Annotated in this window: 22 protein-coding genes and 1 pseudogene; 7 read left to right on the top strand and 16 right to left on the bottom strand. The window is 70.7% G+C overall.

Features of this window, described 5'->3' with window-relative positions; genetic code table 11:
* Positions 1-25 precede the first annotated feature (25 nt).
* Entirely contained in the window at positions 26-1,030 is a 1,005-nt protein-coding gene (dctP, locus tag ACO073_RS09065; protein ID WP_421996871.1) for a TRAP transporter substrate-binding protein DctP, read from the bottom strand.
* Positions 1,031-1,374: 344 nt separating this feature from the next.
* On the opposite strand from dctP, the gene ACO073_RS09060 reads away from it, so the two are divergent.
* Positions 1,375-2,178, top strand: coding sequence for an IclR family transcriptional regulator (locus ACO073_RS09060; RefSeq protein ID WP_421996870.1), 804 nt, complete (start codon positions 1,375-1,377; stop codon positions 2,176-2,178).
* A 38-nt stretch (positions 2,179-2,216) separates the two neighbouring features.
* Here the strand turns inward: ACO073_RS09060 and ACO073_RS09055 are convergent, their stop codons facing one another.
* From ACO073_RS09055 to ACO073_RS09020, 8 genes and pseudogenes are all read right to left on the bottom strand, one after another.
* Positions 2,217-2,600 carry a hypothetical protein gene (locus ACO073_RS09055; RefSeq protein ID WP_421996868.1) on the bottom strand — a complete coding sequence of 128 codons (384 nt, stop codon included), beginning with the start codon at positions 2,598-2,600 and terminating at the stop codon, positions 2,217-2,219.
* Between the two features lie 132 nt (positions 2,601-2,732).
* Positions 2,733-3,566: a tryptophan synthase subunit alpha gene (gene trpA, locus ACO073_RS09050; protein WP_421996867.1), complete on the bottom strand. Its 834-nt coding sequence runs from the start codon at positions 3,564-3,566 to the stop codon at positions 2,733-2,735.
* Entirely contained in the window at positions 3,563-4,780 is a 1,218-nt protein-coding gene (gene trpB, locus ACO073_RS09045; protein ID WP_421996866.1) for a tryptophan synthase subunit beta, read from the bottom strand. Before trpB ends, trpA begins: the two co-directional genes overlap by 4 nt.
* A gap of 155 nt (positions 4,781-4,935) precedes the next feature.
* A pseudogene (locus ACO073_RS09040) lies at positions 4,936-5,391 on the bottom strand (RidA family protein); the annotation flags it as partial.
* Positions 5,388-6,038 carry a phosphoribosylanthranilate isomerase gene (locus ACO073_RS09035; protein WP_421996865.1) on the bottom strand — a complete coding sequence of 217 codons (651 nt, stop codon included), beginning with the start codon at positions 6,036-6,038 and terminating at the stop codon, positions 5,388-5,390. The pseudogene ACO073_RS09040 and the gene ACO073_RS09035, both read right to left, overlap by 4 nt.
* A gap of 4 nt (positions 6,039-6,042) precedes the next feature.
* Positions 6,043-6,789: an orotidine-5'-phosphate decarboxylase gene (gene pyrF / locus ACO073_RS09030; RefSeq protein WP_421996864.1), complete on the bottom strand. Its 747-nt coding sequence runs from the start codon at positions 6,787-6,789 to the stop codon at positions 6,043-6,045.
* Between the two features lie 112 nt (positions 6,790-6,901).
* Positions 6,902-8,386: a glycerol kinase GlpK gene (gene glpK / locus ACO073_RS09025; RefSeq protein ID WP_421996863.1), complete on the bottom strand. Its 1,485-nt coding sequence runs from the start codon at positions 8,384-8,386 to the stop codon at positions 6,902-6,904.
* Positions 8,387-8,394: 8 nt separating this feature from the next.
* Positions 8,395-9,414, bottom strand: a complete 1,020-nt coding sequence (locus ACO073_RS09020) for a polyprenyl synthetase family protein (protein WP_421996861.1) — start codon at positions 9,412-9,414, stop codon at positions 8,395-8,397.
* A 64-nt stretch (positions 9,415-9,478) separates the two neighbouring features.
* Between ACO073_RS09020 and ACO073_RS09015 the strand changes: the two genes are divergently transcribed.
* From ACO073_RS09015 to ACO073_RS09005, 3 genes are read left to right on the top strand one after another with little or no spacing between them, the layout of a single operon-like run.
* The gene (locus ACO073_RS09015; RefSeq protein WP_421996860.1) at positions 9,479-10,204 is read left to right on the top strand and encodes a tRNA1(Val) (adenine(37)-N6)-methyltransferase; all 726 of its coding nucleotides are present in this window, start codon (positions 9,479-9,481) and stop codon (positions 10,202-10,204) included.
* Between the two features lie 25 nt (positions 10,205-10,229).
* Positions 10,230-11,057, top strand: coding sequence for a S49 family peptidase (locus tag ACO073_RS09010; protein WP_421996859.1), 828 nt, complete (start codon positions 10,230-10,232; stop codon positions 11,055-11,057).
* Positions 11,058-11,066: 9 nt separating this feature from the next.
* Entirely contained in the window at positions 11,067-11,531 is a 465-nt protein-coding gene (locus ACO073_RS09005; RefSeq protein WP_421996858.1) for a YybH family protein, read from the top strand.
* A 4-nt stretch (positions 11,532-11,535) separates the two neighbouring features.
* On the opposite strand, the gene ACO073_RS09000 is transcribed toward ACO073_RS09005, so the two are convergent.
* Genes ACO073_RS09000 through ACO073_RS08990 form a run of 3 tightly spaced genes read right to left on the bottom strand, consistent with a single transcriptional unit; the run spans position 11,536 to position 14,593 of the window.
* A complete protein-coding gene (locus ACO073_RS09000) occupies positions 11,536-12,468 on the bottom strand; it encodes an N-carbamoyl-D-amino-acid hydrolase (protein WP_421996856.1) in 933 nt (310 codons plus the stop codon).
* A gap of 57 nt (positions 12,469-12,525) precedes the next feature.
* A complete protein-coding gene (locus ACO073_RS08995) occupies positions 12,526-13,365 on the bottom strand; it encodes an NAD-dependent epimerase/dehydratase family protein (RefSeq protein WP_421996855.1) in 840 nt (279 codons plus the stop codon).
* Between the two features lies 1 nt (position 13,366).
* Entirely contained in the window at positions 13,367-14,593 is a 1,227-nt protein-coding gene (locus ACO073_RS08990) for a Zn-dependent hydrolase (RefSeq protein ID WP_421996854.1), read from the bottom strand.
* A 117-nt stretch (positions 14,594-14,710) separates the two neighbouring features.
* Here ACO073_RS08990 and ACO073_RS08985 point away from each other — a divergent pair, with 117 nt between their 5' ends.
* The 3 genes from ACO073_RS08985 to ACO073_RS08975 are packed head-to-tail and all read left to right on the top strand — an operon-like array spanning position 14,711 to position 18,599.
* Entirely contained in the window at positions 14,711-16,861 is a 2,151-nt protein-coding gene (locus tag ACO073_RS08985; protein ID WP_421996853.1) for a protein-disulfide reductase DsbD family protein, read from the top strand.
* 9 nt (positions 16,862-16,870) lie between these two features.
* A complete protein-coding gene (locus tag ACO073_RS08980; protein ID WP_421996852.1) occupies positions 16,871-17,509 on the top strand; it encodes a thioredoxin family protein in 639 nt (212 codons plus the stop codon).
* A gap of 22 nt (positions 17,510-17,531) precedes the next feature.
* Positions 17,532-18,599 carry a DUF3500 domain-containing protein gene (locus ACO073_RS08975; protein WP_421996851.1) on the top strand — a complete coding sequence of 356 codons (1,068 nt, stop codon included), beginning with the start codon at positions 17,532-17,534 and terminating at the stop codon, positions 18,597-18,599.
* 20 nt (positions 18,600-18,619) lie between these two features.
* Here ACO073_RS08975 and treY read toward each other — a convergent pair whose 3' ends face one another.
* The 4 genes from treY to glgX are packed head-to-tail and all read right to left on the bottom strand — an operon-like array spanning position 18,620 to position 26,779.
* Entirely contained in the window at positions 18,620-21,028 is a 2,409-nt protein-coding gene (gene treY, locus ACO073_RS08970; protein WP_421996849.1) for a malto-oligosyltrehalose synthase, read from the bottom strand.
* Complete coding sequence (gene malQ / locus ACO073_RS08965) at positions 21,025-22,905, bottom strand: 4-alpha-glucanotransferase (RefSeq protein WP_421996848.1); 1,881 nt, start codon at positions 22,903-22,905, stop codon at positions 21,025-21,027. Before malQ ends, treY begins: the two co-directional genes overlap by 4 nt.
* Positions 22,902-24,668, bottom strand: coding sequence for a malto-oligosyltrehalose trehalohydrolase (gene treZ / locus ACO073_RS08960; protein WP_421996847.1), 1,767 nt, complete (start codon positions 24,666-24,668; stop codon positions 22,902-22,904). Before treZ ends, malQ begins: the two co-directional genes overlap by 4 nt.
* On the bottom strand, positions 24,665-26,779 hold the full coding sequence (gene glgX / locus ACO073_RS08955) for a glycogen debranching protein GlgX (RefSeq protein ID WP_421996846.1): 2,115 nt from the start codon (positions 26,777-26,779) through the stop codon (positions 24,665-24,667). Before glgX ends, treZ begins: the two co-directional genes overlap by 4 nt.

Here is a 26,779-nt window from a genome sequence, read left to right as displayed (position 1 = left end):
CCGCAGCGAGGCAAGACAGATTACGCTACTGACCAATGGCCTTGCGGACCTTCGCCAGCGCCTCCTCCGCCTCGGGGCCGACTTCCTTGGCCCATTGCGGCCAGTAGTCCCGCATCTTCGCGACGCCGGCATCGATCTGGGCCTGGGTCGGTTCGGTCACGACCATGCCGCCGGCGGCGAGCTCCTTCGTGATCTGGCTTTCCTCGCCCTTCATCGTCTCGGTCATCCACGCCGCGGCATCCTGGGCCGCCTTGCGTACCGCCTGCTTTTCCTTGTCGCTCAGCCGGTCGAACGCCTTGGTGTTCACGATGATCAGGCTGTTGAACCAGTTCGGACCGAGCCGGTAGTTGTACTTCAGCATCTCCTTCCAGATGCGGCCACCGCCCGCACTGGCGGTGAAGACGCCGTTCACGACGCCGCGCTGCAGCGACGAAGCGACTTCCGGCGCGCCGATCGTCACGGGGATTCCGCCGAACCGCTTCACGAACTCCCCCTGTTCGGGCGACGTGACGCGCAGCTTCTGCCCCTTGATGTCCTCGAGGGATTTGAGCTCCCGCGAAGACCAGGCGACCTGAAGCGGATAGAGGTACTGCGCGAGCAGCGTCACGCCCTGCTTGGCGAGGGCCTTCTCCAGGTACGGCTCCATGATCTCGGCCGCCTTCTCATACTGATCGCGGGTGGTCAGCAGCAACGGCAGGCGCAGCACGCCACCGATCCGGATGTTGCCCAGGAAAAAGCCGTCGGCGCCAACCTGCACGACATTGTCGGCGACGGCCTGCGTTATGTCGGTGGCACTGATCGGCAGCGAACCGCCGACACTCACCTTCATCTTGATCTTGCCGTTCGTCGCCTTGTCGATCTGCTCGGCCATCTTCTCGAGGCCGACAATGGCAGGATGCGTCGCCGTCGGATTGTAGCTGTAGGTCTTCCAGTTGGTCGCGCCGGCCGGAGCCGCAGCCACCAACATGCCCAGCAGGATCGTCGCGAGGGACATGGCACCGACTCGTGCCGGCCCGCCGATCATCTTCATCTCGTTCCTCCTCCTATTGTCTATTCTTTCGCCGTCCAAAGCCCGCACGCTCCGGCGGCCGAACGCCGGATCGAAGATCTTCCGTGAACCTCCTGGACCGCCGGCATCACGTTTCCGCTGCGAGAAGGCACCCCAGGCTTTCCTGCGGGCCGCAGATCGAACTGCACACGAAGCGGGTCGAACCGGACCTCTCGCATGGCGTCTCCTCAACATGAGGGAAAGGTCGTTTGCCTTTCCTTCTCTCCTTGGGACGACAATCGTAGGGCCGGCCGCAGCGGATTCCATCCCGCGCGCGAACAATTCACGTATGTGAAGCCGCTGCCCCGTTCTGGTAGCCTTTCCTCATGCCGGCGAAGCCGCGAAATTCACGAGGGGCTCTGCTGATCGTCGACGCTGCGGCGCGCGAGGATGCGGTCGTGAAGTCGGCAGCGCGGGCGCTGCGCATTCTCGAATTCTTCGACGACGTCCAGCGCGAGGCGCGACTGACCGAGATCAGCCGGCGCCTCGGCCTGCCGCCTTCATCCACCTCGGTGCTGCTGCACAGCCTGGTTCAGCTCGGCTATCTTTCGCATGACCGGACGCAGCGGACGTTCAAGCCGACGCTGCGGGTCGGCATGCTCGGTTCGTGGACGACACGCGCCTCGGCCGAAGACGGCTCGTTCGCCCGCATGCTGCAGGAGCTCAGCGCCGGGACAGGCGAAACCATCTCGATCGCCGCGCGAAACGGCATCTACGCCCAGTACATCCGCGTGGTGCAGGCGACGAACGCCCTGCGCATCCATGTGCCGACAGGCACGCGGCGCCTGCTCGTATGGTCCGCATCCGGATTTGCGCTTCTGAGCGAAGCGGACGAACGCGAGATTGCAGCCCTGGTACGACGGACCAATGCCGAGCACCGTTCGGGCCGCGACCGGATCGAATTGCGGCGCGTCCTGGAGAACGTCGACCGGATGCGACGGCAGGGATACTTCTTCTCGAGGAACCTCGTGACCCCGGGTGGCGGTCACATCGCCATGCGCTTCCCGCCGACGGGCCCGGAGCCGCAAGATCAGGTCTACGCGCTCGGCGTCGCTGGCTGGGTCGACCGGATCGCGCGCAATGAGAAGCGCATCATCCGGCTCATGCGTCACGCACTGCGGCGACTGTAGGCGGAAGCGGCAGGTCGAAGCGCGCCGTCCGAGGGGCGTCAGGCCGTCACGGGCAGCGAGGACTGCAGATCGACGGAAGCGGCGGTGAGGGCCGCGGGAATGTCGGGGGAAGCGCTGCCGGCTTTGCCGAAGCGCGCCTGCGTATACTCGAGGCCCGCCCGCAACATGTCCTTGGTGAAGCGGCGCGGCTTGGCGATGAGGGCGGCGACTTCGTCCGGCGAGCGTTCCGAAGGCGCCCGTTGGAACGCCTCGAGCTCGACCTCGGCGACCAGGTACATGCCGCAGGCCATCGCCCCCAGCGCATAGGCGAGGCACTCCTCCTCCCAGCGGTCGGGCTCGCGGCCGGCCGCGTCGAGCGCCTCCAGGGCGGCGAGGAACCGGCGGCAGAGCTTGGCCTTGGCATCGGTCGGATAGGGCGGCATGTCGGTCTCCTCGGATCGACCGGGATCGGGGTCGACCGGGATATGGGACCACCAACATGACCTGACGATGAACTCGGGCGTGCGCGCAGCAATTGGTCACAGCGCGCGGCCAACCGCAGGTTGCCCGCAGATTCAGCCCTTGCGCACGCCGCGCACGCCCTCGGCCAGGGCCTTGATGTAGGCGAACACGCCGGGCAGCAGATCGGGCTTGGGCTTGCCGGCCTCGTCGAGCCCCGCCTTGACGCGGTCGACGATGGCGGTGCCGACGACGGCCGCGTCGGCGTGGCGGGCCACGGCCGCGGCCTGCTCCGGCGTCTTGATGCCGAAGCCGACACCGACCGGTAGATTTGTGTGGCGCTTGATGCGTCCGACATGGGACGCCACCGCTTCCTCGGTCGCCGACTTGGCTCCGGTGATCCCCAGCACCGACACGAAGTAGACGAAGCCCGCGGAATATTTCAGCACCGCGGGCAGCCGCTTGTCGTCGGTGGTGGGCGCCGTCAGCAGCACCGTGTCGAGACCGTTCGCCTCGGCATGCGGCTTCAATTCGTCGGCTTCCTCGGGCGGCAGGTCGACCAGGATGAACCCGTCGACGCCCGCGGCGGCGGCCTCCTTGCAGAACCGCTCGACGCCGCGCTGGTAGACGAGATTGTAGTAGCCCATCAGCAGGATCGGCGTGGCGTCGTCGCCGGTCTCCTTGCGGAAGCGGCGCACCATGTCGAAGGTCTTCTCGACCGTCATGCCCGCCTTGAGCGCGCGCTGGCCGGCCGCCTGGATCGACGGGCCGTCGGCCATCGGGTCGGTGAACGGCATGCCGAGCTCGATCAGGTCGGCGCCGGCCGCCGGCAGGCCCTTCAGGATCTCGTAGCCGATCTCGGCGTTGGGATCGCCGGCCGAGATGTAGGCGACGAGGCCGGCGCGCTTGTCGGCCTTGAGCTTGTCGAAACGCTGGGTGATGCGGCTCATCGGATATCGATCCCCATGCGCGCCGCCACCTGCGGCACGTCCTTGTCGCCGCGGCCGGAGAGATTGGCGACCAGCAGGTTGTCCTTCGGCAGGGTCGGCGCGAGCTTCTTCACGTAGGCCAGCGCATGCGAGGATTCGAGCGCGGGAATGATGCCCTCGAGCCGGCACAGGAGATGGAAGGCGTCGAGTGCCTCGTCGTCGGTCGCCGAGACATATTCGACGCGACCCTGGTCCTTGAGCCAGGAATGCTCGGGGCCGATGCCCGGATAGTCGAGGCCGGCCGAGATCGAATGCGCCTCGGTGATCTGGCCTTCCTTGTCCTGCAGCAGGTAGGTGCGGTTGCCGTGCAGCACGCCCGGCCGGCCGCCGGCGATCGATGCCGCATGCTCGCCGGTCTCGACGCCCCGTCCGGCCGCCTCGACGCCGACGATGCGCACGCTCTTGTCGTCGAGGAAGGGATGGAACAGGCCCATGGCGTTCGAGCCGCCGCCGATGCAGGCGACCAGCGTGTCCGGGAGGCGGCCTTCGGCTTCCATCATCTGGCTGCGCACCTCGTCGCCGATCACGCACTGGAAGTCGCGGACCATCGCGGGATACGGATGCGGGCCCGCCACCGTGCCGATGCAGTAGAAGGTCGTCTCGCAGGTCGCCACCCAGTCGCGCAGCGCCTCGTTCATGGCGTCCTTGAGAGTCGAGGCGCCCGACGTCACCGGCCGCACCTCCGCGCCCAGCATCTTCATGCGGAACACGTTGGGTGCCTGGCGGTCGACGTCGACCGAGCCCATGAACACCACGCAGGGAATGTCGAACAGCGCGCAGGCCGTCGCCGTGGCAACGCCGTGCTGGCCGGCGCCGGTCTCGGCGATCACGCGGGTCTTGCCCATGCGCTTGGCCAGCAGCACCTGGCCCAGCACGTTGTTGATCTTGTGGCTGCCGGTGTGGTTGAGCTCGTCGCGCTTGAGATAGATCTTCGCGCCGCCCAGCTTCTTCGTCAGGCGGTCGGCGAAGTAGAGGGGGCTCGGCCGCCCGGCATAGTGCTTCAGCAGCGACGTGAGCTCGCCCTGGAACTGCGGATCGGCCTTGGCCGTATTGTAGGCCTGCTCCAGCTCGAGGATGAGCGGCATCAGGGTCTCGGCGACGTAGCGGCCGCCGAAGATGCCGAAATGCCCGCGCTCGTCGGGACCGGTGCGAAAACTGTTGGGTGAGGTCGGCATGGCTTTCCCTGTCGGACCGCGGACTTAGCAGCCCGACAGGATACGGTCAAAAGCCGCCCGCAGATTTACCGGCGCTTGGTCTTGGCCGACTTCCGCTTGGCCTTCTGGGTCGACTTGCGGGTCCGGGCGGCGGTAGTGGCGCGCACCGGCGCGGAATTGACCTCGACGATCACCTCGATCTCGACCGGGATGCCGCGCGGCAGGGAGCCCATGCCGACCGCCGACCGCGCATGGCGGCCGCGGTCGCCGAACACGGTGACGAAGAGGTCCGAGCAGCCGTTGATCACCTCGGGATGCTCGCCGAAGTCGGGGGTGGCGTTGACCATGCCCAGGATCTTCACGATCCGCTTCACCCGGTCGAGGTCGCCCAGCTCGGCCTTCATGACGGCGATCAGGCTGAGCCCGGTCTGGCGCGCGTACTCGTAGCCCTGCTCGCGCGTGAACTCGCGGCCGACCTTGCCGACCGGCAGCGGATGGCCCGGCAGGCCCGGTCCCTTGCCGGCGAGGTACAGGAGGTTGCCGGTGCGTACCGCGTTGACGTAGTTCGCCATCGGCGAGGTGGGCTTGGTGAGCTCGATGCCGAGCTCCTTCAGTCGCCGTTCTGTCTTCATGCCGGGCTCCCCTGGAGCGCCTTCACGCGGTCGAGGAAGGCGCGAATCCGCTCGATGGATTTGACACCGCGGCTGGATTCCACGCCAGAGGAAACGTCGACGATCGGCGCGCCGGTGACCCGCACCGCCTCGGCGACATTGTCCGGAGTCAACCCGCCGGCCAGCATCCAGGGCAGCGGCACGCGCCGGCCCGACAGGAACGACCAGTCGAAGACCGTCGCATTGCCGCCCGGCAGGGTCCCCTCGGCGGCATCGAACATCAGCCGGTCGGCGACTGTCCCGTAGGCCGCGATGCCGCGCTCGACGTCGGACGCCTGGCCGACCTTGATGACCTTCATCACCGGCTTGCCCGTCCGCGCCCTGACCGACGCGACGCGCTCCGGCGTCTCCGCGCCGTGGAGCTGCAGGAGGTCGATGGCGCCGGTGGCGAGGCGCTCGTCGAGCAGGGCATCGTCGGGATCGACGAACAGGCCGGTGCGGATCACGCCCTCGGGCACGCGCGCGCCCAGCGCTGTCAGCAGGTCGTTGGAGGCGACATGGCGCGGCGAGCGAGGATAGGTGACGAAGCCGACGAAGCGGGCGCCGCCCATGACCGCCGCATCGATGGTTTCGGGCGTCGACAGGCCGCAGATCTTGGCCTCGACCATGGCGTCACCCGGCGCCGAGCTCGCGGGCGATCGCCTGGGCGGCCGCGGCGGGATCGGATGCCTCGGTGATCGGCCGGCCGATCACGAGATGATGGGCGCCGAGCCGCACCGCCTCGCCCGGAGTCATGACCCGCTTCTGGTCGCCGGTCGCCGAGCCGGCCGGGCGGATGCCCGGCACCATCAGCACGAAGTCGGGGCCGCATTCGGCGCGCAGGGCAGCGATCTCGAGTGGCGAGCAGATAACGCCGTCGAGGCCACTGCGCCGGGCGAGCGCGGCCAGACGCAGCACCTGCCCGGAAGGATCGGCAGCAACGCCGGTCGCCTCGAGGTCGGCGCGGTCGAGCGACGTCAGCACCGTGACCCCGAGCAGGCGCGGCCGGGCGACGCCGAGACGGCTCGCCTCCGCCGCCGCGGTCTCCGCCGCCGCCCGCATCATCGCCGGGCCGCCCGCCGTGTGGATGGTGATGAAGGTCGGCTCCAGCTCGACGACGGCGCGGATGCCGCCGGCCACCGTGTTGGGGATGTCGTGCAGCTTGAGGTCGAGGAAGAAGCCGATCCCGGTGGCGCGTACCGGCGCCGGGAAGGCGTAGCGCACGCCTGGCGCGCCATGGGCCAGGAAGAATTCGAGGCCGAGCTTGATGCCGCCCACCGCCGGGCAGGTCCCGCCGGTCACCGACCTGATCAGCCGGGCGGCGAGAGGAAGGTCGACGGTGTCGACGGCGCAGTAGACGGGATTGGAGCGGTCGGCCATGGCGGGCGCAACCTAAGGTCCGAGGTTCCGCCGGGCAAGCGCCTGGCGAGTTCCCCGTGACCCCGAGCCTCGCAAAGGTCCCGCGCCGCGCTCGGGACGACGGACGTCCGGATCAGGAACTCCGCACCCGGCGCACCGCGTCCTGCCAGCCGGCGTAGCGGCGATCGCGCGAGGCGGCGTCCTCGGCGGGCTTGAAGGCGCGGTCGAGCGCCCAGGTCTTGGACAGCGCGTCGAGCGAGGGCCAGAGGCCGGCGGCCAGGCCGGCCAGGAAGGCGGCGCCCAGCGCCGTCGTCTCGGTCACCACCGGCCGCTCGACGGGAACGGCCACCGTGTCGGCGAGGCGCTGCATCAGCGGATCGTTGACCACCATGCCGCCATCGACCCTGAGCTCGTCGATCTGCGCGCCGTCGCCGCGCATGGCGTCGATCAGGTCGCGCGTCTGGTAGCAGACCGAATCGAGGGTCGCGGCGGCGATCTCGGCCGGGCCGGTGTCGCGCGTCAGGCCGAGCAGGGCGCCGCGGGCGCCGGCGTCCCAGTAGGGCGCGCCCAGGCCGACGAAGGCCGGAACCATGTAGACGCTGTTGTCCGGCCGCGCGCCGCTCGCGACCTGCTCGATGTCGGCCGACGTCTCGATCAGCCGCAGCCCGTCGCGCAGCCATTGCACGGCGGCGCCGGCGACGAAGATGCTGCCCTCCAGCGCATAGGTGCGCCGGCCGCCGAGCTGGTAGGCGACGGTGGTGAGCAGGCGGTTGTGCGAGCGCATGGCGATGCTGCCGGTGTTGAGCAGCGCGAAGCATCCGGTGCCGTAGGTCGCCTTGACCATGCCGGGCACGATGCAGGCCTGCCCGACCGTGGCCGCCTGCTGATCGCCCGCCATGCCCAGGACCGGGACCGGCGCGCCGAGAATGTCGGCCGTGGCGACGCCGAGCTCGCCCGAGCAGTCGACCACTTTCGGCAGCAGCGCGGCGGGCACGCCGATCAGCTTCTGAAGGTCGGCATCCCAGTCGCCCTTGTGGATGTCGAGCAGCAGGCTGCGGCTGGCGTTGGTCGCGTCGCTGGCATGCACCTTGCCCCCGGTCAGCCTCCACAGCAGGAAGCATTCGATCGTGCCGCAGGCCAGCGTGCCCTTCTCCGCGGCCTCCCGGGCGCCCGCCACGGTGTCGAGGATCCAGGCAATCTTGGTGCCCGCGAAATAGGGGTCGAGGATCAGGCCCGTCCTCTCCGTCACCTCCGCCTCGTGGCCGGCGCGCTTCAGCGCCTCGCAGCGATCGGCGGTGCGGCGGTCCTGCCAGACGATGGCGTTGTGGATCGGCTTGCCGGTGCTGCGGTCCCAGACGACCGTCGTTTCGCGCTGGTTGGTGATGCCGATCCCGGCCAGCGCGCTCGCCTCCAGCTTCGCCTTCGTCAGCGCGCCGCGGCAGACCTCCACGGTCGCCGACCAGATCTCGTCGGGGTCGTGCTCGACCCAGCCCGGCCGCGGGAAGATCTGCGGCAGCTCTTTCTGGGCCGAGGCCACCGGCCGCCCGTCGGCGTCGAACACGATCGCGCGGGTGCTGGTGGTTCCCTGGTCGATCGCAAGGACGTGCCGGGCGGCCATCGCGACGCCTAGTTGGCGCGCACGATGGCGAAGTCGACGGCTTCCAGCAGCGCGGCTTTCAGCGCCGAGTCGGGAAAGAGGCCGAGCGCGTCGCGCGCCATGGCGCCGTAGTGCCGGGCGCGCTCGAGCGTATCGGCGATCGCGCCGTGACGGTCGAGCAGCATCCGCGCGTGCGCGAGATCGCCGTCGCGCTGGTCCAGCGTCTCGATGGCGCGCTTCCAGAACTCGCGCTCGACGGCGCGGCCGCGCAGGAAGGCCAGGATCACCGGCAGGGTAATCTTGCCCTCGCGGAAATCGTCGCCGATCGTCTTGCCGAGCTGGGCCTCGCGCCCGTCATAGTCGAGCGCGTCGTCGACGAGCTGGAAGGCGATGCCGAGATTCATGCCGAAGCTCTCGAGCGCGATGCGCTCGGCGCCGTGGCGGCCGGCAACCATCGCGCCGACCTCGGCCGCGGCGGCGAACAGTTTGGCGGTCTTGGCCTTGATCACCTCGAGATAGGTCGCCTCGGGCGTGCTGGTGTCGCGCTGGCTCACCAGCTGCAGCACCTCGCCCTCGGCGATGGTCGAGGAGGCGCGCGACAGCACGCCCAGGATGTCGAGCGAGCCGACGTCGACCATCAGCTCGAACGAACGCGTGAACAGGAAGTCGCCGACCAGCACCGAGGCCTTGTCGCCCCACAGCGCGTTGGCCGACGGCTTGCCGCGCCGCAGCGCGCTCACGTCGACGACGTCGTCGTGCAGCAGCGTCGCCGAATGGATGAACTCGACACAGGTCGCGAGCTTGATGTGGCGATCGTCGCTGCCGGGATAGCCGCACAGCCGGGCCGACGCGACGGTCAGCAGCGGCCGCATGCGCTTGCCGCCCGCGCCCACCAGGTGATTGGCCAACTCGGGGATCAGGGCGACTGGCGAGCGCATGCGCGCCACGATCTCGCGGTCGACCTGTGCCATGTCGTCGGCGCAGAGCGACAGCAGTGGCTCAAGGCTCGGCGCCTTGCGCTTGCCCTCGAGGGAAACGACCTTTGCCATGCCGGAGACTAGTCTGCGCGGAAGCCTGATTGTTGCGACACGATGTCGTGACATGATCCCTACCATGGAACGCCCGCTGACCGAAGACGCCTTGCTGGGCGGCCGTGTGAGATTGTTGCAACCCGGGCGCGGTTACCGTGTCGCCATCGACGCTGTGCTGCTCGCCGCCGCTGTCGATTCGCGACCCGGCCAGCGCATCCTCGATCTCGGTGCCGGCGTCGGTGCCGTGGGGCTCTGCATCGCCGCACGCACGCCGGGGTGCGAGATCGTGGGCGTCGAGATGCAGGCGGAGCTCGCTACGTTGGCGACGAAAAATGCCCAACTGAACGGCATGAGCGCGCATGTGCACGTCGTGGAGCACGACATCGCGCACCCCCTGCCCGCGGCGCTCGGATCGTTCGACCATGTCGCGACCAATCCGCCCTATCTGGCCGCCGCCGTCGCCGACCCCTCGCCCGACCCCAGCAAGGCGCTGGCGACCGTCGAATCGACGGCGCCGCTCGCCCGCTGGTTGTCGGTGGCGGTGCAGGCCCTGAAACCTGCAGGCGACCTGATCGTCGTCCATCGCAGCGATCGCCTCGACGAGGCGACCGCACTCCTGGCCGCGCTGGGCTGGGGCGACATCGCCGTGAAGCGCCTGCCGCCGGCAGCGCGCGTGCTGCTGCGGGCCCGCCGGTCGGAGGTGTTGCAACGTCGCGAGGTCGCGCCGCTCACGCTCCACCGGCCGGACGGGGGCTTCACCGACGAAGCGGAGGCCATCCTGCGCCACGCCGCTCCGCTTGCCTTCTGAGCGGCCCGCCGCGACAGTGCGCGCCATGTTCGGTTGGCTGAGAGACCGCTTTCGTCGCGGACCCGTCGTTCCCGTTGTCCGCCTGTCGGGAGTCATCGCCTCGAGCGGCCTTCTGGGCAGCCGCGGCCTGTCGATGGAGACCGTGGCACCGCTGCTCAAGCGCGCCTTCGAGATGCGCGGCGCCAAGGCGGTCGCCCTGACCATCAACTCCCCGGGCGGCTCGCCCGTCCAGTCGGCCCTGATCGGCCAGCGCATCCGCCTGCTCGCGCGCGAGAAGGGACTGCCAGTCATCGCGTTCGTCGAGGACGTGGCGGCCTCCGGCGGCTACTGGCTGGCCTGCGCCGCCGACGAGATCGTCGTCGATCCCAGCTCGATCGTGGGCTCGATCGGCGTGATCAGCGCCGGCTTCGGCTTCCAGGACCTGCTGGCCCGGGTCGGCGTCGAGCGCCGCGTCCACACGTCGGGCGAGCGCAAGGCCATGCTCGACCCGTTCCGGCCGGAAAAGCCCGACGACGTCGAGCGGCTGGAGCGGCTTCAGGCCGAGATCCACGAAGGCTTCAAGGCCTGGGTGCGCGAGCGGCGCGCCGGCCGGCTGCAGGCCGAGGAATCCGTCCTGTTCAGCGGCGAGTTCTGGACCGGCCGGCGCGGCGTCGAGCTGGGCCTGGCCGATTCCCTGGGCGACCTGCGCGAGACGCTGCAGGCCCGTTTCGGTGCCCGCGTCCGCCTGCCGGTGATCGCGCCGCGCCGCGGTCTGCTGTCGCGCCTGCGCCTCGGCACCGGCATCGACGGCATCGGCCCCTCGACGCTGGCGGCGCTCGAGGAGCGCCTGCACTGGCAAAGGTTCGGCCTATAGGAGTTCCCGATGAAGCTGCTCAGCCCCGTCAATCCCGAGGACATGCAGGCGGTCCGCGACTGGTTCGACACGCTGGCGCAGTGCTGCCGCGCCGTCGACTACGAGGCCGCCCGGCCGATCTTCGCCGAGGACATGATCGCCTTCGGCACCTTCACGGACTTCATGACCGGTCGCGACCTCGCCGAGGCGCGGCAGTGGCGCAACGTCTGGGGCACGATCCGCAACTTCCGCTACGATCTCGACAAGATCGAGGCCATCGTCTCCGCCGACCGGCTGATGGCCATCGGCATGGGCATCTGGGAATCGGACGGCTTCCATCCCAACGGCGACCGCTTCGACCGGCCCGGCCGCACCACCGTCACGCTGGGCCGCAAGAAGGTCGGCGATCCGTTCGTCGCCACCCACACGCACATGTCGCTGTTCCGCGGCACGCCCGAGCGCAGCTACGGGAAGTTCACCAAGGCCACCGGGTAGCGCCCTACGGCTCGATCGCGCCCTTGCGCTCCACGATCATCCGGTACTGGTCCGGCTGGCGGTGGACGGCGAAGTTGAAGGTCGTGCGCTTGTAGCTCAGGCCGGCATCGAGATCGCAGCGATGCACGATCAGCTCGTCGCCGTCCGAGCCGGCGCGGGCGACGACCTTGCCGGACGGGGCGACGATCATGCTGTCGGCCAGCGACGGCACGTCTTCCTCGGTGCCGCCCTTGGCCACGCCGACGACCCAGGTTCCGTTCTGGTAGGCGCCGGCCTGCATCGAGAGCTGGTTGTGGAACCACGAATGCTCGTCGTGGTCGGGCGACGGCGCGTTGTGCAGCGGCGTGTTGTAGCCCAGCATCACCATCTCGACGTTCTGCAGGCCCATCACGCGATAGGTCTCGGGCCAGCGCCGGTCGTTGCAGATGCACATGCCCATGTTGCCGCCGAACGCCTTGAACACGGGGAAGCCGAGGTTGCCGACCTCGAAGTAGCGCTTCTCGAGATGCTGGAAGGGCCGCTCCGGCTCGTGCTCGGCATGGCCGGGCAGATGGACCTTGCGGTACTTGCCGACGATCTGGCCGTCGCGCTCGACCAGGATCGAGGTGTTGAAGCGGCGCACGCGGCCGTTCTCGCGCACGAGCTCGGCATAACCCAGGCAGAAGCCGATGCCGAGACGCCGCGTCTCGGTGAACAGCGGCGCCGTCTCGTTGGACGGCATCTCGCTCTCGAAGAAGGAATCGATCTCGGCCTGGTCGGTCATCCACCAGCGCGGAAAGAACGTCGTCAGCGTGAGCTCGGGAAAGACCACGAGGTCGCAGCCCATGCGCTTCGCTTCGCGCAGATGCGCGACCAGCCGCTCGACCACGTCGCGGCGCGTATGGCTGCGCTGGATCGGGCCCATCTGCGCGGCGCCCACGGTGAGGGTACGGGTCATCTTCACTCCTTCGCGGCGATTATCGCCGCCGCGGATGCAAGGTCCACGCCTTTGGCCTCAGTCCGCCGGCCCGGCGCGCGCGACATCGTTGTCGAACTCCGCCGAGCAGAACGAGCCGCCCTGGAACCGGTCGCCCACCGGGTCGGGTCCGATCCGCGCCTGCTCGGCCTCGGCATGGGCGCGATGGTCCTCGGCCCGGCCGGTCGGCCGGTAGCCGAGCGCGCGGGCGCGCGCATTGTCCCACCAGGCGGCCGCGTTGTCGGAGGCGCCGTACAGGATCTCGTACCGGATATCGGGATGGTCGAGGCCGATGGCGATGAGCTGCACCAGGTCCTCGGGCGAGACCCAGATCGACAGGCGCCGCACGTCGAGCGGCCGCGGCCCGACATTGCCGATGCGCAGGCAGGTGACGGAAATGCCGTACTTGTCGGCGTAGAGGGCGCCCAGCGCTTCGCCGAACGCCTTGCTGACGCCGTAGCGGCTGTCGGGGCGCACCGTCACGTCGGGCCCGATCGTGCGCGCGCGCGGATAGAAGCCGACCGCGTGGTTGGACGAGGCGAACACCACGCGCCGCACGCCGGCCTGTCGCGCCGCCTCGAAAAGAGTGTGGCAGCCCACGATGTTGGCCTGCAGGATCGCGTCCCACGGCCCTTCCACCGAATAGCCGCCGAGATGGATGACCGCGTCGGCGCCGGCCACGACGGCAGCGACCTCGTCGGGACGCGTGAGGTCGGCGGCGACGAAAGTCTCGTCCGCGCGCAGCCCGGCCGGCGTCGCCTTGTCGCTCAGCACCAGGCCCGGATAGAGCGGCGCCAGCAGCGGGCGGATCATCGTGCCGACGCCGCCGGCGGCGCCGGTCAGGACGATGCGGCGCGAAGCGGTGCGATCGGTGGCCATGTCACGTCTCCCCGGCGAGCTCGACCATCAGGTTCAGCAGCACCTGGGCGCCGGCGACCAGGTCGGCCGGCTCGGTGTGCTCCTTGACGTTGTGGCTGAGCCCGTCGACCGAGGGCACGAAGATCATCGCCGTCGGGCAGAGCCGCTGCATCATCTGAGCGTCGTGGCCGGCGCCCGAGGGCATGCGGCGGGTGCCGAGCCCCAGCGCCCTCGCATGATGCTCGACGCGGTCGACCAGACCGGCATCGAAGATCACCGGCTCGAAGCGGGCGAGCACCCTGGCCTCGACCTCGACGCGCTCCGCCGCCGCGACTTCGGCGATATGGGCAGCGACGCGCGCCTCGGCGTGCTTCAGCTTCTCCTCGTCGGTGTTGCGCAGGTCGACGGTGAAGACGGCGCGGTTGGGCACGACGTTGATCAGGTTGGGGCGGAAGCCCATCGTCCCCACCGTGGCGACCTGGTCGCCGCCCATCTCGAGGGCCAGCGCGCGGGCGAAGACACTGACGGAGGCGGCGAGATAGCCCGCGTCCCGGCGCAGGCGCATGGGCGTGGTCCCGGCGTGGTTGGAGACGCCGTTCACGCCATACTCGGTCCAGGAGATGCCCTGCACGCTCTCGACGACGCCGATCCGCACCTTCTCCTCGTCGAGGATCGGACCCTGCTCGATATGGAGCTCGACGAAGGCATGCGGCCGGATCGCGCCGGGCCGCGCCGGCCCGAGATAGCCGATGCGGCGCAGCTCGTCGCCGACCGAGCGGCCGTCCTTGTCGGTGGCGGCATAGGCCTCGTTCAGGCCCATGCCGCCGGCATAGACGAGGCTGCCCATCATGTCGGGCTGGAAGCGCGCCCCCTCCTCGTTGGTGAAGAAGGCGACGGCGACCGGCCGTCGCGTCTTCACCCCCGCGTCGTTGAGGGCGCGGACGACCTCGAGGCCGGCCAGCACGCCGTAGTTGCCGTCGTAGCGGCCGCCGGTCCGCACCGTGTCGATATGGGAGCCGGTCATGACCGGCGGCAGGTCCTCGGTTCCCGGCCGCACGCCCACGACGTTGCCGATGGCGTCGACCTGCAGCCGCAGCCCGAGCTCCTTCATCCAGCCGACCACCAGGTCGCGGCCGGCCCGGTCCTCGTCGCTGAGCGCGAGCCGCGCGCAGCCGCCGCCCTCGATGGCGCCGATCCCGGCCAGCCGGTCCAGGCTCTCCAGCAGTTGCCCGTCATTCAGCCGCAGCATGAATTCTCCAGTTGCCCCAAGACCTTAGACCGCGGCCATCGCACGGGCAAAAGATCACGATGGGGTGAACGTGATTGCCTTGCATCGGCCGGGTTGCGGCGGCACTTACTGGCTGACATGAGACGTCTGCTCGCGTTCCTCCTCGTGCTGCTCGCGGCCCTGCCGGCGGCGGCCCAGTCGGCGGCGGCCCAGTCGGTCGTCCAGACCGACAATGTCCGGGCCGAGCTGCTGGCCGACGTGTCGGCCGTCAAGCCGGGCGAGCCCTTCTGGGTCGGCCTGCGCCAGACCATCCGGCCGAAGTGGCACACCTACTGGAAGAACCCCGGCGAATCGGGCCTGCCGACCGACATCAACTGGACCCTGCCGGCCGGCGCCAAGGCCGATCCGATCGTCTGGCCGGCGCCCCACCTCTTCAATATCGGCGGCGTGATCAACTACGGCTTCAAGGACGAGGCCGTGCTGCTGGTTCGCATCACGCCGCCGGCCGATGCCGCCGGCACGTTCAAGCTCGCGGCCACCGCCAACTGGCTGGTCTGCGAGGATGTCTGCATTCCCGAGGAGGGCAGCTTCGCCCTCGACCTGCCGGTGTCGGCGACCGGCGCGCCGGCGGCGCCCCCGGTGCGGGCCGTGTTCGACAAGGCGCGCCAGGCGGTGCCCGTCGCCAGCCCCTGGCCAGCGCGCTACGGCGTCACCAAGTCGGGCGATCCGACACTGCTGGTCGAGGCCAAGGGACTGAAGGCCGACACGATCGCCGACATCTACTTCTTCCCCGCCGAATGGGGCCAGGTCGCCGCCATGGTGCGCCAGAAGGCCACGATCGGCCCCGACGGCATCCACATCCCGCTGAAGCATGGCGACGCCAAGGGCGCGCCGCCGGCGCAGCTCACCGGCACGCTGGTCCTGACCGAGAAGACGGCCGGCGGCGACGTCCACCAGGCGTTCGACGTGTCGGCCCGGCTCGATCCCGCCGTCGCATCGATGCGCCCGCTCGCCGCGGTCAGCGAGGCGAGCCTGTCGCTGGTCGAGGCCCTATTCTTCGCCCTGCTGGGCGGGCTGATCCTGAACCTGATGCCCTGCGTCTTTCCGGTGCTCGCCATGAAGGCCGCCGCCTTTGCCCGCCTCGCCGGCCACGCGCTCTACGAGACGCGGCGCGACGGGATCGCCTACACGGCCGGCATCCTGGTGTCGTTCGCAGCCATGGCGGCCACGGTCATCGCCATCCGCAGCAGCGTCGGCGAGGTCACCTGGGGCTTCCAGTTCCAGTCGCCGGTCTTCTCCCTGCTGGTCGCCTATCTCTTCTTCGTGGTCGGCCTCAACCTGTCCGGCATGTTCGAGGTCGGCGGCCGCTTCGTCGGCGTGGGCCAGGGACTGGCGGCGCGCGGCGGCGTCACCGGAGCCTTCTTCACCGGCGTGCTGGCGGTCATCGTGGCGACGCCCTGCACCGTCCCCTTCATGGCCGCCGCACTCGGCTATGCGCTTACCCAGCCGGCGCCGCAGACCGTCGCCGTCCTGCTGGCGCTGGGCCTGGGGCTTGCCCTGCCCTATCTCGTCCTGTCCTTCACGCCCGCCCTGCAGCGGCTGCTGCCCCGGCCGGGGCCCTGGATGGACCGGCTGCGCCAGTTCCTCGCCTTCCCGATGTACGCCTCGGCGGTCTGGATGGTCTGGGTGCTGACCCAGCAGACCGGCGCCGACGGCGTGGTCTATGCCCTGGGCGGCATGATCCTGATCGCCTTCGCGATCTGGCTGCTGCGGCTCGGCCGGCTCGGCGAGGGCGGCGTGTCGGTCGGCGCCTGGCTCCGCCGCGCCCTGGCCGCCGCCGCGGTCCTGCTGGCCTTCGCCGCCACGCTCAAGATCGACGACGCGCCGGCGACCGCGGCCTCCGCCACCGGCAGCACGGGCGGCGTCAGCTTCGAGGGCTGGGAGCGCTTCTCGCGCCAGCGGCTCGAGCAGGATGTCGCTGCCGGCAAGCCGGTGTTCGTCGACTTCACCGCCGCCTGGTGCATCACCTGCCTGGTCAACGAGCGTGTCGCGCTCGAGACGCCGGCGGTGCGCCGCGCCTTTGAACAGGCCGGCGTCGTGAAACTCAAGGGCGACTGGACCAATCGCGATCCCGAGATCACATCTTCGTTGAGGGAACTGGGCCGCGCCGGCGTTCCCCTTTATCTTCTCTGGGTCCCGGGTGCCGACCGGCCGAAGATCCTGCCGCAGGTGCTCACCGAATCTCTCATGCTTTCGGAACTGGCCGCGATCCCGCCGGCCAAGCGTTAGGAGGGCAACATGTCCAAGCTGGTCATTCCCCGCCGTACCCTCGTTCTCGGCACCGCCGCCGCGGCACTCGTGCCAGCCGCCGCCTTCGCCGCCAGCCCCGATCTCGGCAAGCCGGCGCCGAACTTCACCGCCGTCGACAGCAACGGCAAGACCTGGTCGCTCGCCGACCTCAAGGGCAAGGTCGTCGTGATCGAGACGACGAACCACGACTGCCCGTACGTCCGCAAGCACTACACCTCGAAGAACATGCAGACGCAGCAGCGCGAGGCCGCGGCCAAGGGCGTGGTCTGGCTGACCTCGGCGTCGTCGGCGACCGGCGAGCAGGGCCACGTCACCGCCGCGCAGGCCAACGATCTCACCAAGACGCGCGACGCGGCGCCGGCCGCGGTGCTGCTCGACCCCCAGAGCAAGATCGCCCGCGCCTACGGCGCGACGGTGACGCCGCACATGTACATCATCGATGCCAACGGCGTGCTCGTGTACAAGGGCGGCATCGATTCGATCCCGTCGTCGAACGTCGCCGACGTTCCCAAGGCCAAGCAGTATGTGCGCGTCGGCCTGGACGAGCTGCTGGCCGGCAAGCCGATCGCCGAGTCCTCGACCCGGCCCTACGGCTGCTCGCTGAAGTATCCGCCGAGCTCGAGCTAGGCCCGGACCGCGCGGTCCTGCCGTGCCGCACGACGGCTGGCACCCGCACGATCATCCCTCCCCCCACAGGCACGATCCGCCGACGCGGCGGCTCGTGCTGGCGGCGGCGACGATGCTGCCGTTCGGCGGCGCCTCCGCGCAGGGCGCGGATGCCGCTCGCCGCATCGCCGACCAGGCGGCGGCCTTCCTCGCCGGACTGGACGAGGGCCAGCGTCGCAAGGTCCTGATCGCCTACGCGTCGGCCAACCGCCTCGACTGGCACTATATTCCGCGCAGCCGTTCCGGGCTGAGCCTCGCCGAGATGACGGCAGCCCAGGCCGCGGCCGCGCGCCGGCTGTTCGCCTCGGTGCTGAACGAGCGCGGGCTCGAGCTGCTCGACGGCGTGCGGCTGCTGGAGGGCGTGCTGCGCGAGAGCCAGGGCAGCTTCCGCGATCCCGACCGCTACTTCCTGTCGATCTTCGGCACGCCGGGCACGCTGCCCTGGGGCTGGCGCTTCGAGGGGCATCACCTGTCGCTGAACGTGGCGCTGCCGGCGCCCGGCGAGGTCGCCGTCACCCCGTACTTCGTCGGCGCCCATCCCGCGACCGTCCGCAGCGGCCCCCATCGCGGCTTCCGGCTGCTCGGCGCCTCGGAGGACCTTGCGCGGCAGATCATGACCGGCCTGCCGGACGCCGAGCGGCGCGCCGCGCTGATCGCCGACCGCTCGTTCGGCGAGATCGTCGCCCGCCCGCAGCGCGAGCGCGATCTCGGCGCGCCGCGCGGCCTCGCACTCTCGGCCATGCCGGCCGATGCCCGCCGTCGGGTCGAGGCGCTGCTCGACCGTTTCCTCGCCACCCTGACGCCCGACCTCGTGGCCGCGCAGAAGCAGCGCGTGATGCAGCAGGGGCTCGAGACCTTCCGCTTCGCCTGGGCGGGGTCGCTGCAGCCCGGCGAGGCCCATTATTTCCGCATCCAGGGGTCGGCGACGCTGATCGAGCACGACAACACGCAGAACGACGCCAACCACATCCACTCGGTGTGGCGCGACCTCGGCGCCGACTTCGGCGGCGACGCGCTGGCCGACCACTATCGCCGGCAGCGCCATCGCTGACGGCGCCGCGGCCGATCAGGTCAGGACACGCTCAGCACCGCGAACGGCAGGTCGCCGCAGATATCGGCAAGCGGCACAAGCGGACCGGCGAGCGCGACCGTCCGCTTTCCCAGGACGCACGACGCCTGCGCCGGCGCATCCTCCAGCACGATCGCGGTGTCGCGCCAGCCGCCGGGAATGAGCGTCAGCGCCTCGCCGTCGAGCGGCAGGCGGTCGGCGAGATGCGGGACCACGACCAGCAACCACGCCCCGCCGTGGCGGCGGCAGAAGGCGAGGATCTCGCCGGCCGCCGCACCCTCCACCGTCACCGGCCGGTAGTCGCCGCTTTCGAACAGGGACGGCAACCTCCGGCGCAGGTCGAGGAGCCGTGCCACCAGCGCCTGCTTCGCGCGACCGTCGCGCCAGCGGCCCAGCAGCTCGGCGAACGGTGCGTCCGAGAGACCCGCGGAGCGGCGGCGCCAGTCGACCGGCCGACGGTTGTCCGGATCGACCAGGCTCAGATCCCACAGTTCCGTGCCCTGGTAGAGGTCGGGGATGCCGGGCACGGTGAGACGCAGCAGGGCCTGCGTCAGCCCGTTCAGCGCGCCCGGCGGCGCGATGCGCCGCACCAGGGCGACGATCTCGTCGAGCAGCGCCGGCGACCGGTCCTCGGCGACCAGCGCCCCGATCAGGGTCCGCGCCGCGGTCTCGTAGCCCTCGTCGACTGCCGCCCAGTCGCTCGCGAGCTTGGCCTCGCGCAGCGCCTTCTCCTGCCAGGCGACGAGCCGTTCGGCGAAGGCCTGCCGGCCGGCCGCGTCGCCGCGCTCGAGATCGAACGGCCAGGCGCCGACGATCGTCTGCAGCAGCATGGCGATGTCGCCGTCGAACGGCGCGCCGCCCGGCGCCAGCGCGCGCGCCACGGCGACCCAGCGTTCCTGCAGCCCCACCCATTCGGTCGCCATCCCGCTCAGGACGGCCAACCGTGCCCGCACGTCCTCGCCGCGCTTGTGGTCGTGCGTGGCCGTGGTCAGCATGGCGCGCGGCAGCGTCTCGGCGCGGCGCCGCATGCGGGCGTGGAAGGCACCGGCGTCGAGCGCGAAGGTCTCGACGTCGAAGCCGACGTCGTTGCGCGACAGGAGCCGGCCGTAGCGATAGAAGGCCGTGTCCTCGACCGCCTTGGCCGCGACCGGCGCGCTCAACTGCTGGAAGCGTGCCACCGCGCGGGCGCGGCCGGGCTCCTCGAACCGGGCAACCAGGGCATCGACCGCCCAGCGGTCGACCGCCAGCGCGTCGCGCTGCGCCCCCTCCGCCGCGCGCGCCAGCACGGCGCGATCGGCCGCCGACAGGATGCCGTCGACCCCGTAGGTGCGATAGACGGGAAAGTGCGCCAGCAGGCCCGCGAGGACGCGGCGCAGGGCAGGTGGCGCCAGTTCGCCGCCGGCGAAGGCCCGCGCGCAGGCGTCGAGCTGGGCGCCGAAGCTGCGGGCCACGACCTCGTGCCGCGCCTGCTCCTCCTCGACGGCGAAGTCGGCGGGACGGCCGCTCAGCCGCGCCCAGCCGGCGGCGAGCGGCGCCGCGCCGGCCGGGTCGTGCTGCAGCGCGTCGACCTCGTCCATGAAATCGTAGCCGGTCGTGCCGTCGCAGCCCCAGTCGGCGGGAAGCTGCTCGCCGCGAAGCAGGATCTTCTCGACCACCAGCCAGGCGCCGGGCTTGAGGCGCCGGCGCAGCGCGCGGCAGTAGGCGGCCGGATCGGTGAGCCCATCGACATGGTCGATGCGCAGCCCGTCGACGATGCCTTCGGCGTGCAGGCGCAGCGGCAGGGCGTGCACGGCCTCGAAGGTCTCGGGCTCCTCCATGCGCAGGCAGACCAGCTCGTTGATGTCGAAGAAGCGCCGCCAGTTGATGCGATCGCCGGCGCTGCGCCACCAGGCGAGCCGCCAGTGCTGGTCCTCGACGCCGCCCTCCGCGGCGGGAAGGCGATGCGTGAAGTAGCGGAAGACGTCGCCGTCGCGCACCAGCTCGCCGGCCGCCAGGACCTCGTCGAGCGGCTTCCCGAGAATGGGCAGCAGGACCTTGTCGTCGGCCTCCCAGTCGATGTCGAAGTACCGCGCATAGCGGCTCGCCCGGCCGCGGCGCAGCACGTCGGCCCACCAGGCATTGGCCGGATCGGCCGCCATGTGGTTGGGCACGATGTCGAGGACGAGGCCCATTCCTTCGCGGTCGAGCGCCGTCCGGAGCGCTCGCAGCTCCGCCTCGCCGCCCAGCTCGGGATTGACGGTCGTGGCGTCGACCACGTCGTAGCCGTGCGTGGATCCTGCCCGCGCCGTCGCGATCGGCGAGGCATAGAGATGGCTGACGCCCAGTCGCGCGAAGTAGGGAACGAGCGCGCGCGCGTCGGCGAAGGTGAAGCCGCGATGGAACTGGAGCCGCAGCGTCGCGCGCGGCGTCACGAGGCACCTCCGCGATGGCGGTTGATCAGATCGGCGCGCGCCGCGACCTCGGGCGCGGCGAAGATGTCGCGCGCCATCGGCTGCAGGCGGCGGCGCCAGTTGGGATGCTCGTCGATCGTGCCCGGCAGGTTCGGCTGCTCGCTGAGGCCGAGCAGATCCTCGAGCGGCGCCAGCATCAGCGCCGCGGGCGACTGCGCGACATAGGCGAGCGCCGCATCGACGGCCGCGGCGGGCCGGTCCTCAGGCGGCGGCGTCGCCCCGCCGACACCGGCGGCGGCGAAGGCGCGCCACAGGCGGCTGCGGTCGCGCGCCCGCTCGTCCGGCGCTTCGGCGGCCATGCCGAGGGCGCGGCGCGTCCGGATGTCCTCGCCGCTCCACCAGCCGGCGACGGTCGGCAGGTCGTGCGTCGTGGTCATGGCGACGGCGTCGGCCCGCCAGCGCGACGACCGGCGGAAGCTGAGCCGCGTGCGCTCGAACCACATAACGTCCATGCCGGAGATGCCGGCGCGGCGCAGATGGGCGCGGAAGCCCGGCGGCACCGTGCCGAGGTCCTCGCCGATCACGACGGCGCGATGGCGATGGGATTCGAGCGCCAGCAGCCGCAGCAGGTCCTCGAACGGATAGGCGAGATAGGCCCCCTCCGCCGCCGGCCGGCCGAGCGGGATCAGCCACAGGCGCATCAGGCCCATGATGTGGTCGATGCGCACGCCGCCGGCATGGGCCAGCGCCGCCCGCAGCGTCGCCAGGAACGGCTCGAAGCCGTGGGCCACCAGGGCGCCCGGCGAGAAGCCGGTCAGGCCCCAATCCTGGCCTTCCGGGCTGAACAGGTCGGGCGGCGCGCCGATCGACAGGCCGAGCAGCAGGTCCGAGCGGCGCGACCAGGCGTGGCTGCCGGCGCGGTCCATGCCGATCGCGAGGTCGCTGATCAGGCCGATGCGCATGCCGGCGTCCCGCGCGCCCTGCTGGGCGGCGGCGAAGGACCGCGCCGTGATCCACTGCAGGAAGAGATGGTAGCGCTCGCCGCCGGCCGCCGCCGGCCCCGCCTGCTCGGCCTCGAACTGCGCATGCTGGCGCAGGATCTCGCCGCCCTGCTCGACGAAGCGCTCGAACTCGGCCGCCAGCGCCGTGTGCCCGGCGTCGAAATGCGCGAACAGGCGGCGCAGATGCGCGAACTTGGCCGCGCCGGCATCGGTCCAATCGATGAGGTCGGCCACCGGCACCTCGCCGGTCTCCCCCTCGAGCTCGGCGACGACGCGCGGGTCGGCGTAGAGCGGGTTCATGAACAGCCGGCTGGACGGCGAATAGGGGCTCGACCGGTGCGGCTCGTGCGGGAAGAGGCTGTGCACGGGGCTGAGCGCCACGGCATCCGCGCCGTGGCGCGCCGCCGCCTCGGCAAGGTCGCGCACCGCGCCGGCATCGCCGATGCCGCCGTCGCCCGGCCGCCGCAGGCCGTAGATCTGCGCCGCCACGCCCCAGAGGCGCCGTCCCCCGGCGACGTCCTGCACCGTCACGCAGCGCCGCGGCGCCACCGCGAAGACGATCTCCCGATCGCCGAAGCGCAGGCGGTGATAGCCCGGCGTGGCGATGCCCGGCAGTGCGCCGTCGCGCAGGCGCAGCGCCTTCACGTCGCCCTGCTCGAGCGCCAGCTCGGCCGGCCGGTCGGTGGCAAGAACGGCGTCGTCGGGCAGGACGATGCGTTGGCCGACGCGCGCCGTGACCAGCGGCGGCACGCCGGCTGGCCGCGCGGTGTCGCCGATTGCGTCGAGCAGCCGGCGCAGGACCTCGGTCGGCACGCGCTGCTGGCGGCCGGCGACGTCGGTCCAGTCGACGGCGATGCCGACCTCGCGCGCGCGGTCGAGGACGTCCTCTTCCCTCATGCCGGCTCGGCCCGCGGCCGCAGGAAGGCGACCGTCGCCCTCGGCCCGAGGCTTCCCTGCGCCGCCGCCGCGCCGAGACCGGCGCGCGACTCGAACAGCAACTCGCCTTCGGGAGGAGGCACGCTGCACGGCGCCGTCCCGAGATTGGTCAGCAGCGTCAGCACGGCGCCATCGCCCAGCCGCCAGCCGGCCGCGACCGCCGCTGGCCCGCAGGCCGAGGCGCCCAGCGACCGCGCACCGGCGAGGCCCGGCACGATCCGCTCGGCGCGCAGCGCGAGCAGCCGGCGGTAGAGCGTCCGGCGGCCTTCGTCTGCGGCAACCGGCCGGCTGTCCTCGAAGGTTGCGGCGGCATTGGGATCGGGAATGGCGGCCGTCCCCTCTCCCGCGCGGAAGCCGGTGAAGCCCGCGAACTCGCGGCGCCGTCCCTCGCGCACCGCGTCGGCGAGCGCGCCGTGATGATCGGTGAAATAGAGGAACGGCGTGCGGCTCGCCCCCTCCTCGCCCATGAAGATCAGCGGGATCTGCGGGCAGAGGAGCTGCAAGGCCACGGCCGCCTCCAGCGCCTGCGGATCGACCGAGGCGGCGAGCCGGTCGCCGAACGGCCGGTTGCCGATCTGGTCGTGGTTCTGCAGGAACAGCACGAAGGTCGTTGGCGGCAGGTCCGCGCTGGGCGTGCCGCGATGCTCGCCCTTGCGGTAGGCCGACGCCTCGCCCTGATAGACGAAGCCCTCGGCGAGGCAGCGCGCCAGCCGCTCGGCCGGCCGGTCGGCATAGTCGGAATAGTAGCCGTCGCTCTCGCCGGTCAGCAGCACATGCAGCACATGGTGGGCGTCGTCGTTCCACTGGGCGTCGAAGTCGCCGCGCAGATGATCGGCGATGTTGGCGTCGTGCTCCAGCACGAGATGGACCTCGCGGCCGGGCTCGACCGTGCCGCGCACCGTCGCCGCCATCTCGTCCAGCCAGTCGGGCGTGGCGATGGCATGCACGGCGTCCAGCCGCAGGCCGTCGAAGCGGTACTCCATCAGCCAGTACAGCGCGTTCTCGGTGAAGAACCGCCGTACCTCGGGCCGGCGGAAGTCGATCGCCGTGCCCCACGGGGTCGGTACGTCGTCGCGGAAGAAGGCCGGGGCGTAGGCCGAGAGGTAGTTCCCGTCCGGTCCGAAGTGATTGTAGACGACATCGAGGAAGACCATCAGGCCGAGCCCGTGGGCGGTGTCGATCAGCGACTTCAGCGCGTCGGGCGTGCCGTAGGCGCGGTCCGGCGCGAACGGCAGCACCCCGTCGTAGCCCCAGTTCCTTTTTCCGGGGAAGTCCGCGATCGGCATCAGCTCCACCGCCGTGACGCCGAGGTCGGCCAGCTCCGGCAGACGAGCCTCGATCCCGGCGAAGCCGCCCATCGCGCCGGGATGCAGCTCGTAAAGCACCGTCTGGGGCCAGGGACGCCCGCGCCAGTGCGGGTTCCGCCAGGTATAGGAAGCGGGATCGACGACCAGGCTGGGGTCGTGGACGTCGATGTCCTGCGCCCGCGCCGCCGGATCCGGAACGGCCAGCCCGTCCTCCAGCCGGAAGCGGTAGCGGGCCCCCGCCCCGCACGCTGCCTCGGCCTCGAACCAGCCGGCGCCGTCGCCGGCCATGGCGATCGGCTCGCGTCCCTCGATGTCGAGAACGACCCGGCTCTGGGCCGGTGCCCACAGCCGGAACCGCGTGCGGTCAGGCGCCAGCACCGTCGCGCCGAAGGGCAGGTCGCGCGCGAAGCGGGTCATCTGGTCTCCTTGTCGTTCGGGCGTTCATGCAGGACGAGCACGACCGACCGGGCCCCAACCACGATCTCGTCGCTGTCGAGCGCATGCTCGGGCGCCTCGGGCGACGCGCTGTCGAGGAGTAAACGCGCGGGGAGGCCCGGCGGTGGCAGGCGAAAAAGCTGTTCCTCGTCGGCAGCGTTCAGGAAGGTCGACAGGATCGAGATCCTGCCGTCGCCGTTGCCGCCGGCCCGCCGCAGCACCAGCCGCCGTTCCTCCGGGTCGTTCCACGATTCCGTTGACACGAGCTCGCCCGAAGCATCGAACCAGGCGATGTCGGGAAGCCCGTCGAGCAGCCCCTCCTTGCCGTGCAGGAAGCGCGGCGCCCGAAGCACGGCGTGGCGGTGCCGCAGCGCCACGAGGCGCGCCACGAAATCGGTGAGGGCCCGTCCCTCGGCGGTCTCGGCGAGGCTCCAGTCGATCCACGACACCTCGTTGTCCTGACAGTAGGCGTTGTTGTTGCCCTGCTGCGTGCGCCCGAACTCGTCGCCCGCGAGCAGCATGGGCGTGCCCTGGGCGAGCAGGACGGTCGCCGTCATCGCCCGCTGCAGGCGGCGGCGCACGTCGAGGATCGCAGGATCGTCGGTCGGCCCCTCGACGCCCCAGTTGGACGAGCAGTTCTCGGAATGGCCGTCGTTGTTGTCCTCGCCATTGGCCTCGTTGTGGCGCTCGACGTAGCTCACCGTGTCGGCGAGGGTGAAGCCGTCGTGCGCAGCGACGAAGTTGATCGAGGCCCAGGGCCGTCGCGACTGGCGATCGAAGAAATCCGCCGAGCCCGCGAGGCGGGCGGCGAAGTCGGCCCGCTGGCCCGGATCGCCGCGCCAGTAGCGGCGCACGCCGTCGCGGAACCGGTCATTCCATTCGGCGAAGCCGGGCGGATGCTGCCCCAGCTGGTAGCCGCCCGGGCCAATGTCCCAGGGTTCGGAGATCAGCTTGACGCGCGCCAGGACGGGATCCTGGCGGACGGCGTCGAAGAAGCCGGAGTTGGGGTCGAAACCGTGCTGCTCGCGGCCCAGCGTGACCCCCAGGTCGAAGCGGAAGCCGTCGATATGGTAGTTGGTCACCCAGTGGCGCAGCGAATCCATGACCATCTGCAGCACGCGCGGGGAGCTCAGGTTCACCGTGTTGCCGGTGCCGGTGTCGTTGATGCAGTGGCGGGGATTGTCGGGCAGGAGCCGGTAGTAGCTCGCATTGTCCAGGCCGCGGAACGACAGGGTCGGGCCGAGCTCGCTGCCCTCCGCCGTATGGTTGTAGACGACGTCCAGGATGACCTCGATGCCGGCCGCGTGGAGCCGCCGGACGGCGATGCGCATGTCGTCCGGCGTGTTGTCGGACAGGTAGCGGAGCTCGGGGGCGAAGAAGCCGACCGTGTTGTAGCCCCAGTAGTTGCGCAGGCCCCTCTCCAGCAGCGAACGGTCCTGGATGAACGAATGCACGGGCATCAGCTCCACCGCCGTCACGCCGAGCCGGCGCAGATGGTCGATGAACGCCGGATGCGACAAGCCCGCGAAGGTGCCGCGTTCGTTGGGACGCAGGTCGCCGCGCAGCATGCTCGCGCCGCGCACATGGACCTCGTAGATGACGGTGTCGGACCACGGCACGGCCGGCGGCCGGTCGTCTCCCCAGTTGAAGCTGTCGTCGGTCACCACCGCCTTGATCATGCCGGGGGCGCTGTCGCGGCGGTCGAACGAGAGATCGCCGCGCGGCGAGCCGAAGCGATAGCCGTAGAGCGCGTCGGAAGTGCGCAGCTCGCCCGCGATCCGCTTGGCATAGGGATCGAGCAGCAGCTTGTTGTGGTTGAACCGATGCCCGCGCTGCGGCTCGTAGGGCCCGTAGGCGCGGTAGCCGTAGATCAGGCCGGCGCGCGCCCCGGGCAGGTAGCCGTGCCAGACCTCGTCGGTGCACTCCGGCAGCTCGTAGCGCGCGATCTCGCGCTTGCCGCCGGCGGCGAACACGCAGAGCTCGATCTTGCTGGCATTGGCCGAAAAGACCGCGAAGTTGGTGCCGAGACCGTCGCTGGTAGCGCCCAAGGGATATGGCGCCCCCGGCAGAAGCCGGTCGCCCGAAGGGGCCAC

The organism is Reyranella sp. (assembly GCF_965229815.1).
In the GTDB taxonomy this organism is placed as follows: Bacteria; Pseudomonadota; Alphaproteobacteria; order Reyranellales; family Reyranellaceae; genus Reyranella.
This window is presented reverse-complemented; position numbering and strand designations above follow the sequence as displayed.